This is a genomic window from Mesorhizobium sp. PL10 (genome assembly GCF_053714315.1).
Genome location: NZ_JBSKBR010000002.1, coordinates 488,762 through 500,118, shown reverse-complemented (window position 1 = coordinate 500,118; position 11,357 = coordinate 488,762). Strand labels below are relative to the sequence as shown.

Below are 11,357 nucleotides of genomic sequence, written 5' to 3'. Positions count from 1 at the left end.
ATCAGTTCGTGCTTTCCTGCCAGACGCCCTTGGCCTTCAGCCCGTCGGCCACTTCCTTGGGCATGTAGCGTTCGTCATGCTTGGCCAGCACGCTGTCGGCGACAAAGACACCGTCCGTTCCGAAGCTGCCCTCGGTGATGACGCCCTGCTCCTCGCGGAACAGGTCGGGCAGGATGCCGGTATACGTGACCTTGACCGATTTGTGCGTGTCGGTCACCGAGAACGCAACGGTTGCGCCCTGCCCGCGCACGACCGTGCCCTTTTCGACGAGGCCGCCGAGCCTGATGCGCTGACCCGGCTCCAGGCTGGCGGTGGTCAGATCGGCAGGCATGTAGAAATAGGAGGCCTTCTGGCCGAGCGCATAGAAGGTCAGTCCGGTGGCGGCGCCGAGGAAAGCCAGCCCTCCGACAATCACCGACAATCGCTTCTGCTTGCGCGTCATGTCCTACTCCGTCGCCGTCAGGCCGAGCGAGGCGGCAAAGGCGGTGAATTTCTTCGCTTCGTCACTGTCGGCGCCGAAAACGGCAATACCGCGATGTAGCGCGTCGCGCGCCTGGTCAGCCTTGCCCAGCACCACATAGGAACGAATAAGCCGCATCCATCCTTCCGTGTCGCGCGGATTTTGCCGCAGTTTTTCATCAAGACCAGCGACCATGGTGTCGATCATGGCCTGCCTGTCCTGCGGCGCCATCGACGAAGCAGCATCGACGGCTGCCGCATCGGGGCCTTTCGCGGGCTCTCCTGACGCGACGCTGCGGTTGGAAGCCTCGGCCAGCGCCTGCTGGACGGCACCGCGCCAGGGTGAGTCCGGCGGCAGGAGCCCGAGCATCTTCTGCCAGGCAGCGGTTGCCTCTGCCAGACGGCCTTCCTGCGCCAGCGCCATCGCCAGGTAGAAGGACGCTTTCGGGTTTGCCGGATCGAGCTTCAACGCCTGCTCGAAAGCGGCTTGGGCATCGGCCGAGACAATACCGCCGGCCGCATTGGCGATCGCCTCGCCGAGCCCGGCCTCGCGGGCAGCGGTGTCGCCGTCGAGGCGGATGGCGTTGCGATAGGCGGTCACGGCATCGGAAAAACGCTGCAGGCGCAGATAGATCGGGGCCAGCACGTCCCAGCCACGTCCATCGCTGGGGTTGGCCGCAAGATGAGCCTCGGCGCGTGCCACCAACTCATCCACTGAGCTATCGGCCGGATTCTTGGCCAGCCGTTCGGCAAGCGGCTGCGACGGCAGATCCGGCGAGCCCAGCTGGCTGTAGAGGCTCCAGCTGAGCAGCGGGACCAGCAACACGGATCCCGTCGCCACCAGCCTGGCCGCCCTCGACGGCTGCCGCATGCCGGGTGCATGGGCCTGACCAACATCCCCCAGGCGAAGGATGCGGCGGGCGATTTCGGCACGCGCTTCCTCGGCTTCCGCCGGCTGGATCAGGCCGCGCGCGGCGTCACGCTCGAGCTCGGCCAGTTGGTCGCGATAGACTTCGAGATCGTGCTCGCTGCTGGTCGAAGCGCCCTTGCCACCGCCTGTCAGCGGCAGCAGCACCGCCAGGCTTGCGCCCAGCGTGAGGATTGCGGCTATGACCCAGAACAGCATGGTTCTTCCAATAGAACGAGTGCCCTGCCCTGCCAACACGGGCATGCTGCGACGCTTTGACGGGACATCAAGTCCCGATCAAGGCAAGGCCCGGTTCCGATCCGCCGGACCGGGTTGTCAGGTCAACGGCGTCCAGCTGCCGTCGGTGTTGCGGCATGCGGTGCCGCGCGCGGTCTGGCCGGCCGTGCCGGTAAACACCGTATGGGTGTACTGGCGGCAATCCTGCGAGCCGACGCGATAGGGCTGGGCCGCGACGACTTCGCCGGAATGGGCCGAACTGTCGCTCTTCCACGTCACCTTCTGGCCGCTCGCCGTGTATTCGAGCGCCTTGTATTCCGCCTCGAGCGCCTTGCGCTTCTCGGTCTCGTTGAGGCCACTGCCGATGGAGCCACCGACGAGCCCGCCGGCCATGGCCGAAATGATCGTCGTCGCGACTTTGGCCCCTGAAGGAGGCGACGCGGGCGGGTTGGTGATGGAAATATCCGGGCCGCCGCCTTTGCTCAGCGTTCCGCAGCCGGAAAGGGCGAGCAGTGCGGAAACGAGCGCAACGCGAATCTTCATGCCTACAACCAGTTTTCTTGAACGGGATGCGCCGGGGGCCCGCGTCATCAGGGATATCTACAAGCCATACTATTGATATTTGTCGGAAATTTGGCGTTTCCGACGGCTTTTTGAGCAATCGCCGGGCCGCCATAACACAGGCACCCAGCCATGTCGATTGGCTGTGGAAAAAGCATCACTGGAGGCTCCTCAGGCGTACCACTGCCTTCAGCCCGCCCATGGCAGAGCGTTCCAGCGCCAGAACGCCGCCATACTCGTTGACGAGGTCAGCGACAATGGCAAGGCCGAGCCCGGTCCCCGGCTTTGTCTCGTCAAGGCGCCGTCCGCGTTTCAAGGCATCGCGGGCCTTGTCCTCGGGAATGCCGGGACCGTCATCTTCGATAGCGATCTCGAATAGCCCGGAGGCGTCCTTTCCAGCCGGCATGACGGACACGGCAACAGTGCTCCTTGCCCATTTCATGGCATTGTCCAGCAGATTGCCGAGCAGTTCCTCCAGATCCTCGCGCTCGCCGGCAAAGACGATGTCGGCCGCCGGCAGCGTAAGCGACAGGCTGACATCAGGCTTGAGCTTTTGCAGCACGCGCACCATGCGCTGCACAAGGGGCGTCACGGGGGTGCGGTAGACGACGCTGTCGCGCTGCGCAGCGACTCGGGCCCGCTGCAGATAATGATCGACCTGCTTCTGCATCGAGGCGGCCTGGTCGGCGATGAGCTGGCCCTTGACGCCGCCCAGTGCCCGCCCCTCATTAATCAGCACCGCCAGCGGCGTCTTCAGCGAATGGGCAAGGTTGCCGACCTGCGTGCGCGAGCGCTCGACGATGCGCTTGTTGTTTTCGATCAGTGCGTTGGTCTCGTTGGCCAACGGCTCGATCTCGGCGGGGAACTGGCCGTCGAGCCGCTGCGCCGTACCTTCGCGCACCAAAGCAAGCGCGTTGCGGACCCGGCGCAAGGGCTGCAGGCCGAGCAGGATGGCGATCGCATTGATGGCGATCATGCCGACGCCAAACAGGCTAAGATAGGTCAGCAGGCGGCGCTGGAAGGTGGCGATCTCCTGCTCGAGCTCCGTCTTGTTGCCCATGACGCGGAAGCGCGCGGCGCGGTTCTTGGCGTCGAGGACGAACTCGCTTTCGAACACCTGCAGTTCCTCGTCACCGATGCCGTCGGTGGAATAGCTGCGCTGGAAACTGGAATTGAAAGGCACCTCGGCGACGGTCGGCGACGGTATCGTCGTGGTCATCGAGGACGAATGAAGGTTGCCGTGCACGCCTTCGGACGCCGGCTCCACCGACCAGTACCAGCCCGAATTCGGTTCCGAGAAGCGCAGGTCGCCGAGGTCGGGAGCGCCGGTGAGCTGGCCCGATTCGGAAACGCCGACGGAGCCGATCAGGTTGAACAAATGCGCCGACAAAAGGCTGTCGAAGCCACGCTCGCTGGCCTGGCGGTAGAGCGTGGTGATCAGGGTGAAGATGACGACCAGGGTGAGGATCGCCCAGATCGTGGAAAAGCCGATGACGCGGAAAGCTAGCGAGCGCGGCCAGAGCCGTGCCGAAAAAGGCTTCCTTGCTGGTCTGGGGAGCGGTTCCGCCTTACGCCTCCGGCTCACGCATGCGATAGCCCATGCCGCGCACGGTTTCGATCATGTCGATGCCCATCTTCTTGCGCAACCGGCCGACAAACACCTCGATGGTGTTGGAATCGCGGTCGAAATCCTGGTCGTAGAGATGCTCGACCAGTTCGGTGCGCGACACCACCTCGCCCATATGGTGCATGAGATAGGCAAGCAGGCGGAATTCATGCGAGGTCAGCTTCAGCGGCTGGCCGTCGACATCGGCCTTGGAGGCCTTGGTGTCGAGGCGCAGTGGCCCGCAGGTGAGCTCGGACGAGGCATGGCCGGCGGCGCGCCGGATCAACGCCCTCACTCGCGCCAGCACCTCCTCGATGTGGAACGGCTTGGTGACGTAGTCGTCGGCGCCTGCATCGATGCCCGACACCTTGTCGCTCCAGCGGTCGCGCGCGGTCAGGATCAGTACCGGCATCTTGCGGCTGTTGCGGCGCCAGCGCTCGACGACGCTGATACCGTCCATCTGCGGAAGGCCGATGTCGAGTACGACGGCGTCGTAAGGCTCGGTGTCGCCGAGGAAATGGCCCTCCTCGCCGTCATAGGCGCGGTCGACGACATAGCCGGCATCGACCAGCGCGTCGGCCAGTTGCCGGTTCAGATCCTTGTCATCTTCGACGACGAGTACGCGCATGATCGGTCAGGCCTGTTGATGTCTCAGATATAGGCCGATTCCGGCGGCCTGGGAAACGAGCCCTGCGAGAGGGAAGATGGGATCAGTTCGCCGGGACGACGATCTCGGAGCGGCGGGGGCGCTGACCGTCCTTGCCAGGAACGAGCACGACGATGACGCAGACCTCCTGGCCGCCACGGGTCGACTGCGAAGCCTTGGCCAGGGTGCCGCCATACTGCTCGGCAACCTGCTGGCCGATCGCATAGCAATCTGCCGCGGCCGCCGGCACCGACGCCAAAACTCCGGCCGCTGCAAGCGCCAGTGTCGCGGTTCCGAAAAGAGAGCGAAGCGTTTTCATGGTCGGCGTTGTAACGCAACTGTGCTGAACGTGAAATGAACGTTGAACGGTCGGAAATCCATCGCCGCAATTCCCCCTGCGCGCGAAACGAATGAATGCAATCATGTTACCCCTGTCCCCTCAGACCGGGCGTGGGATTCATAGCCGGAAAACCGGCTGCGCGGCTATGATTTTTGCGAACGGGCTTCAAATCGCAGGTGGATTGGGAACAGGTCAAGGCGCGACCATTCTCAGAGGCGCCCTAATTAGCCGAGGAAACGCCAAACCATCGGAGTGCGCCATGACGGATAGTGACCTTGCCGACCTCTACCGGGGCTACATCGCCTGCCTGAATGCCCAGGACTGGGCCAATCTCGGAATGTTTGTCGGCAATGAAGTTCAGCACAATGGCGAAATGCTCGGCCTGTCAGGCTATCGCCGCATGCTCGAAGGCGATTTCGAGGCCATTCCCGATCTCAGTTTCAATATCGAACTGCTGGTCTGCCAACCACCGCGCGTGGCGGCACGCCTGCATTTCGACTGTCATCCCAAGGGCATGCTGTTCGGCCTGCCGGTGAACGGCAAGCGCGTGACGTTCACCGAGAATGTTTTCTACGAATTCGGAGAGGGTCGCATCCGCGAGGTGTGGTCGGTCATCGACAAGGCCGAGATCCAGGCGCAGATTTAGAGCAATTCCAGGAAAAGTGTGAAGCGGTTTTCCCGGGAAATGCGCGTAGCGCTTTCCCTTGGGAATTGCGTCAAACAAGGAGATAGATCGGTTCGGCGTTTCCGCGAAACGCTCTAGGGTGCGCTTTGCGTGAGGGCGCGAATCCGCAGCACCCCGTGATGGAGCGCCAGGTCCTCGTCATAGCGCGCCTCGGCGAACTCGAGGGACAGTCGGGTCTGCTCGCGCGAGCCGGTGGCGAATGCAGCGCCGTCGAGGCGCGCCCGGATGCTGTCCATGATCAGGCGCGTCTCGGCCTCGCCTTGCGCCTTCGACCAGACATGCAACGTGATCAGCTGGTCGGCATCATTGTCGGCGCCGGTGTCCAGATCGAACGCACTGGTCCGGCCATAAGTGACATAGGGGAAGGCAGCGCCGTCGGCCGCCTGCTCGCGCAACCCGGCGCCGCCGAGCAGCGCCGTCAGCGAGGCGTCGCTCTTCAATCTCATGAACAAGGCTTGCAGCAAATCGCCGGGCGCCGTCATCCTCGTCTCCGTTCGCCTGTCACGTTTGGAACAACCTTAGTTTCGCGCGCAACCTAACGGTGTTGCACCAGTTTCGCCAGATGACGACCGGCCCGACGCAAGTTGCGAATCGGGCGGCATGGCCGTTTCACGGACCGGTTTCTATTTGGCATGCAGGGAGTTTCAAGAAGGGTGTTATGAGGAAGCCTGTTTGGTGGGCATGACAATACGCGATGCCGAAGCGATGGCCGCCTGAACAGCCGGGACGTCAAGCCGCGGCAAAAGCGGACCGCAAAGCCTGATCCAGGCTGATCCCAGCCGTCCTGATTGCGCGGCGAAGAGCTAGCCGAAATCCGCGGCGGTGAGCACATACATGCTCTTGCGGGTGCGGGCATAGGCCTTGCTGGCAATGTCATGGATGGAGTTGGACGCCGTATCGAAGGCGGCCAGATAGGTAGCTTCCGCGGTCGCCGTCCCCGATGGCGCCTTCGAGATTGCATCGGCGGCGACAGAGAAGGAAATCTGGAACATGCCGTCATGGCCGACAAAGCGGATGCGCTTGCCGGCCTCGTCATAGCTGCGGCTTGGATTGGGGAATGTCAGGCTCATGACTTGGCTCCCTTCGGTGCGGCGGCGGCCTTCTTGACTGTCGCCCGCTTCTTCTTCGGTGTCGGGTTCAGGGCTTCCTCAACGCGGTCGGCCTCTTCCTTGGCCAGGCGCAATCCCCTGAGCCTTGCGGTCTTGATCTCCCTGGCTCTGGCCTCGGATATGTAATCGGAGGTTGCCTTGTTGCGCTCGGCCGTCTTCTTCTGCTTGTCCACGAAGCGGGCCTCAGCTTTTTCCATGATACTCTGATTGCCGTCGGCCATCGCTTAAATCTCCCTTGTGCCTGAAACCGTCAAAACGAAACTTTCCATATAAATAGGCGCTTTGGCGCGGAAATTCAATTTTTTGAATTATTTATGCCGAGCGCGATATCTGGAAATCCGCATGCCAAATAATACTTTTTAATATTTTGAGTTGCCCGCGAATAATTTTTGGCACTCCTATCTATCGAGTGCCAACGCGCCTATAAGAGCGGCTGGCCGCCTGTGCAGGCCCAAGAAGGAAGTTCAAGGAAAGCCGACATTATGGGCGTCATCGACAAGAGCGAGACGGTCGTCATCGGCAAGAGCGTCAAAGCCAAGAAAGCCGCCTGACCGGCTTGGCTTTGCCAGGCTCCGGCCAGCCGCTTGTTTCACCACACGAACGGGATTGAAAAAATGTCTGCCAAGGAAATCAAATTCTCCACCGACGCGCGCGACCGCATGCTGCGCGGCGTCGAGATCCTCACCGATGCGGTGAAGGTCACGCTTGGGCCAAAGGGCCGCAACGTCATCATCGACAAGGCCTATGGCGCGCCGCGCATCACCAAGGACGGCGTCACGGTGGCCAAGGAAATCGAGCTTGCCGACAAGTTCGAGAACATGGGCGCGCAGATGGTGCGCGAAGTGGCTTCGAAGACCAACGACCTCGCCGGTGACGGCACCACCACCGCCACGTTGCTGGCCGCCTCGATCCTGCGCGAAGGCGCCAAGCTGGTTGCCGCCGGCATGAACCCGATGGATCTCAAGCGCGGCATCGACCAGGCTGTCGCCGCCGTGGTCAAGGACATCAAGGCGAAGGCCAAGAAGGTCAAGTCGTCGGCCGAGATCGCCCAGGTCGGCACCATCGCCGCCAATGGCGACGCCACCGTCGGCGCCATGATTGCCAAGGCGATGGACAAGGTCGGCAATGACGGCGTCATCACCGTCGAAGAAGCCAAGACCGCGGACACTGAACTCGACGTCGTCGAAGGCATGCAGTTCGACCGCGGCTATCTCTCGCCCTATTTCGTCACCAACGCCGACAAGATGCGTGTCGAGATGGAAGAGCCTTACGTCCTCATCCACGAGAAGAAGCTCGGCAATCTGCAGGCGATGCTGCCGATCCTCGAAGCGGTGGTGCAGAGCAGCAGGCCGCTGCTGATCATCTCCGAAGACGTCGAAGGCGAGGCTCTGGCCACGCTGGTCGTCAACAAGCTGCGCGGCGGCCTCAAGGTGGCGGCCGTCAAGGCGCCAGGCTTCGGCGACCGCCGCAAGGCGATGCTGGAAGACATCGCGGTGCTGACATCGGGGCAGATGATTTCCGAAGATCTCGGCATCAAGCTCGAAAACGTCACCATCGAGATGCTCGGCCGCGCCAAGCGCGTGCTGATCGAGAAGGACGCCACCACGATCATCGACGGCGCCGGAACCAAGGCCACCATCCAGGCGCGGATCGCACAGATCAAGGGCCAGATCGAGGAGACGACGTCCGACTATGACAAGGAGAAGCTGCAGGAGCGGTTGGCCAAGCTTGCCGGCGGCGTTGCCGTCATCCGCGTCGGCGGCGTCACCGAGTCGGAAGTGAAGGAAAAGAAAGACCGCATCGACGACGCGCTGAACGCGACGCGCGCGGCGGTCGAGGAAGGCATCGTCCCCGGCGGCGGCGTGGCGCTTCTGCGCGCCAGGCCGGCGCTTGCCGGACTGACCGGCGCCAATGACGATGTGACGGCGGGCATTTCGATCGTGCTTCGCGCGCTCGAGGCGCCGATCCGCCAGATCGCCGAGAATTCCGGTGTCGAAGGCTCGATCGTTGTCGGCAAGCTCTCCGACAACAAGGATCACAATCAGGGCTTTGACGCCCAGAACGAGATCTATGTCGACATGATCAAGGCGGGCATCGTCGACCCGGCGAAAGTGGTGCGCACCGCACTGCAGGATGCCGGCTCGATCGCAGCGCTTCTGATCACCGCCGAAGCCATGATCACCGACGTTCCGGCCAAGGATGCGACGCCCGCGGGTGGTGGCGGCGGCATGGGCGGCTATTGACCGTCTGCTGAAGTGTCCGCCTGGCAAGCCGGGCGGGCCAGGCCAGAACAACTGCCGCCGGGGACAATTTCCCGGCGTGCCCGAGGATTTCCGTCGGTCAGCAGTCAGCGACAGATGATCACGTTCGCACCGAAGCCAAATGCTGTGCCCGCGACCAAGCCGGCGGAGGAAAGCCGCTTCGATCGCATCCGCCGAATTGCCGCCGACAAGCACAGGCTGACCGATGCCGGCACGATCCGCCGCGAACCACCGAGGACCGGCGACAAGCGGCCGATGTGAGGCGCGCGCTTCGTTCCCTCAAGAGGCCGGGCTGCCTCGACCCTGTTCGGCGTGCTGCGCTATGAATTCGCAGCCATCGGCCGCCCTGGGGCAGGTCCTTGAAGGTCATTTGAAGCGTAATTATATCAACAACTAAGCGTGCGGTGCACGCGAAACGTAGTGCTTTGGTCAAGCTTCTCTATGGAGGTTGTCATGGCCAATAAACTCATGGAAGGAAAACGTGGCCAGGATCTGATTAATCTGATCCTTGCCGTTTGCCTGTTCGTCTCACCCTGGATAATCGGCTTCGCCGCTGAAACCACTGCCGCCTACAACGCCTGGATTGTTGGCGTTGTGCTCGGTGCGCTGGCTTTCGCGACGCTTTCCGTATTCGCCGAGTGGGAAGAGTGGGTGAATCTTGTTCTCGGGCTCTGGCTGATCGTCTCGCCCTGGCTGCTTGGTTTCATGGCGAACGCAAACGCAATGGGGACCCATGTGGTTCTCGGCGTGCTGGTGGTTCTCGCATCGGCCTGGGCAGTCTGGGACTTCCGTCACCCGCACGCGCATGCGTGATCGGTGACGACAAAAGGAGGAGCCCGGCGCGTGAGCGGCGGGCTCCGCTGATCGCTGAGAGCGATACGCCGGCCCGTGAACCGGGCCGCGTGCATATAGCGTGAAAAACAGGACCGCCCGGTCAATATCCCGGCGGCCGCAGCAGACCATCATTGCCGGTTGCGTTCCCTTCACGAGACCGGCGCTGCCCCGCCCTGTTCGGTGCGCCGCGCTATGAATTCATCGAGAATACCTGGTGTAGCGGCCGCCGAAGCCGGCGGCTGGAAGTCGGCCAACGCCCGCTTCCAGATGCCGGTGGCGCGCTCGGTCGCCGACTTCGAACCGGACTGCGTCCAGTTGCCGAAATTCGACCAGTCGGCAACCAGCGGCTCGTAGAAGGCGGTACGGTAGCGCGCCATGGTATGGCCGGCGGAGAAGAAATGCCCGCCTGGCTGCACTTCGGCGATGGCCTCGAAACCGATCGCATCGTCGTCGCCGGGAGTTGACGCGCAAAGCTCGGCAATCGACTGCACTGCCTCGATGTCGGTGATCAGCTTCTCGAAAGAGACACTCAGGCCACCCTCCAGCCAGCCCGCGGCGTGGATGCAGACGGTGGCGCCGGCAAGCACCGAACCCCAAAGGGCGAACTGCGACTCATGAGCTGCCTGCGCATCGGAAATGTTGGCGGCACTGCCGGCACCCGAACGCCAGGGAAGGCCGATGAAGCGCGCCAATTGGCCGGCCCCAAGTGTCGCCTTGACGTGTTCGGGCGTTCCGAACGCCGGTGCGCCCGACTTCATGTCAACATTGGAGGAGAAGGAACCGTAAAGCACGGGTGCGCCCGGACGTACGACCTGCGCCAGTGCCAGACCGGCCAGCGCCTCGGCATGCTGCAGCGTCAGCGCGCCGGCGACGGTGATCGGCGCCATGGCCCCGGCCAGGCAGAACGGCGTAATGACCAGGACCTGCCCGGCGCGGGCGAAGTCGATGATGCCTTGCGCCATCGGAATGTCGAGCTGGCGCGGCGAATTGGTGTTGATGATGGTGTAGCAATGGGCGCCGGCGCGGAATTCATCCTCTGACAGCCCGCGCGCCAGCCGGATCATCTCGAACCCATCCTCGACCTGCGGCGTTCCACGAGCGAAGACAAAGGGGAACTTGTCGGACAGCGTCAACTGCGCGCGGTTGACGGCATAGTGGCGTAAACGGTGGTCGACATCCTGCGGCTCGATGCAGGGGCAAAGCATGTGCAGTACGTCGAAATGCTGGATGAGCTTGGTCAATTCCTCGAAGGCGCTGAGCGTTCCCGGCCGGCGGCCGCGTTCGAGATCGGTGACGTTAGGCGCGCCGGCGCCGGCGAGGAAGGTCATGGAGCCGAGTTCGAGCATCAGATCGCGGCTGCGATCGCCGGCCAGCGCCGGGATGGACTTTGGCGCCGAGGCCAGTGCGGCCGCGACGATGTCTCGGCCGATGCGCACCATCTGGCTGTCCTCATCGATCAGCGCACCGGCTTTCGCGTAGATCGCGCGCGCCTCGGGAAGCAGCACCTTGATGCCGAGCTCTTCCAGCACCCGCAGCGCCGTGTCGTGGATGGCGGCGACGCGATCGTCCGAAAACACGGGCTGCGGCAGGAACGGGTTTTTGAGCGAACGGTAGTTGGGATGGCGGCTCGACCCGCTGCCGGCCTCACCGGTGTGCCCGCGCCGGCGCTCGCGCCTGGTCTCCCTTATGACATCATCGACCATGGCCACCAC

At 63.1% G+C, this 11,357-nt stretch carries 14 protein-coding genes; 4 read left to right on the top strand and 10 right to left on the bottom strand.

Going from position 1 to position 11,357, the window contains the following annotated elements:
- Position 1: 1 nt before the first annotated feature.
- The 6 genes from ccmE to ACWGTO_RS05945 form a co-directional block, all read right to left on the bottom strand.
- Positions 2 to 442, bottom strand: a complete 441-nt coding sequence (gene ccmE / locus ACWGTO_RS05970) for a cytochrome c maturation protein CcmE (protein ID WP_454573926.1) — start codon at positions 440 to 442, stop codon at positions 2 to 4.
- 3 nt (positions 443 to 445) lie between these two features.
- Positions 446 to 1,585, bottom strand: coding sequence for a c-type cytochrome biogenesis protein CcmI (gene ccmI, locus ACWGTO_RS05965; RefSeq protein ID WP_454573925.1), 1,140 nt, complete (start codon positions 1,583 to 1,585; stop codon positions 446 to 448).
- Positions 1,586 to 1,702: 117 nt separating this feature from the next.
- Complete coding sequence (locus ACWGTO_RS05960) at positions 1,703 to 2,146, bottom strand: hypothetical protein (RefSeq protein ID WP_454573924.1); 444 nt, start codon at positions 2,144 to 2,146, stop codon at positions 1,703 to 1,705.
- A gap of 175 nt (positions 2,147 to 2,321) precedes the next feature.
- Positions 2,322 to 3,749, bottom strand: a complete 1,428-nt coding sequence (locus ACWGTO_RS05955; protein WP_454573923.1) for a sensor histidine kinase — start codon at positions 3,747 to 3,749, stop codon at positions 2,322 to 2,324.
- On the bottom strand, positions 3,733 to 4,398 hold the full coding sequence (locus ACWGTO_RS05950) for a response regulator transcription factor (RefSeq protein WP_454573922.1): 666 nt from the start codon (positions 4,396 to 4,398) through the stop codon (positions 3,733 to 3,735). The genes ACWGTO_RS05955 and ACWGTO_RS05950 overlap by 17 nt, the downstream gene beginning before the upstream one ends.
- Positions 4,399 to 4,480: 82 nt before the next feature.
- The gene (locus tag ACWGTO_RS05945; protein ID WP_454573921.1) at positions 4,481 to 4,735 is read right to left on the bottom strand and encodes a hypothetical protein; all 255 of its coding nucleotides are present in this window, start codon (positions 4,733 to 4,735) and stop codon (positions 4,481 to 4,483) included.
- A gap of 280 nt (positions 4,736 to 5,015) precedes the next feature.
- On the opposite strand from ACWGTO_RS05945, the gene ACWGTO_RS05940 reads away from it, so the two are divergent.
- The gene (locus ACWGTO_RS05940) at positions 5,016 to 5,402 is read left to right on the top strand and encodes an ester cyclase (RefSeq protein ID WP_454573920.1); all 387 of its coding nucleotides are present in this window, start codon (positions 5,016 to 5,018) and stop codon (positions 5,400 to 5,402) included.
- A 113-nt stretch (positions 5,403 to 5,515) separates the two neighbouring features.
- On the opposite strand, the gene ACWGTO_RS05935 is transcribed toward ACWGTO_RS05940, so the two are convergent.
- From ACWGTO_RS05935 to ACWGTO_RS05925, 3 genes are all read right to left on the bottom strand, one after another.
- Positions 5,516 to 5,923: a DUF3168 domain-containing protein gene (locus ACWGTO_RS05935; RefSeq protein WP_454573919.1), complete on the bottom strand. Its 408-nt coding sequence runs from the start codon at positions 5,921 to 5,923 to the stop codon at positions 5,516 to 5,518.
- Positions 5,924 to 6,244: 321 nt separating this feature from the next.
- Positions 6,245 to 6,511: a DUF1488 domain-containing protein gene (locus tag ACWGTO_RS05930; RefSeq protein WP_454573918.1), complete on the bottom strand. Its 267-nt coding sequence runs from the start codon at positions 6,509 to 6,511 to the stop codon at positions 6,245 to 6,247.
- Entirely contained in the window at positions 6,508 to 6,771 is a 264-nt protein-coding gene (locus ACWGTO_RS05925) for a hypothetical protein (protein WP_454573917.1), read from the bottom strand. Before ACWGTO_RS05925 ends, ACWGTO_RS05930 begins: the two co-directional genes overlap by 4 nt.
- Positions 6,772 to 7,164: 393 nt before the next feature.
- On the opposite strand from ACWGTO_RS05925, the gene groL reads away from it, so the two are divergent.
- The 3 genes from groL (at position 7,165) to ACWGTO_RS05910 (ending at position 9,624) form a co-directional block, all read left to right on the top strand.
- Complete coding sequence (groL, locus tag ACWGTO_RS05920) at positions 7,165 to 8,793, top strand: chaperonin GroEL (RefSeq protein WP_454573916.1); 1,629 nt, start codon at positions 7,165 to 7,167, stop codon at positions 8,791 to 8,793.
- A 114-nt stretch (positions 8,794 to 8,907) separates the two neighbouring features.
- Complete coding sequence (locus ACWGTO_RS05915) at positions 8,908 to 9,072, top strand: hypothetical protein (RefSeq protein WP_454573915.1); 165 nt, start codon at positions 8,908 to 8,910, stop codon at positions 9,070 to 9,072.
- Positions 9,073 to 9,264: 192 nt separating this feature from the next.
- Positions 9,265 to 9,624, top strand: coding sequence for an SPW repeat protein (locus ACWGTO_RS05910; protein ID WP_454573914.1), 360 nt, complete (start codon positions 9,265 to 9,267; stop codon positions 9,622 to 9,624).
- Between the two features lie 170 nt (positions 9,625 to 9,794).
- Here ACWGTO_RS05910 and ACWGTO_RS05905 read toward each other — a convergent pair whose 3' ends face one another.
- Positions 9,795 to 11,348, bottom strand: a complete 1,554-nt coding sequence (locus ACWGTO_RS05905) for a trimethylamine methyltransferase family protein (protein ID WP_454573913.1) — start codon at positions 11,346 to 11,348, stop codon at positions 9,795 to 9,797.
- Between the last annotated feature and the right edge of the window lie 9 nt (positions 11,349 to 11,357).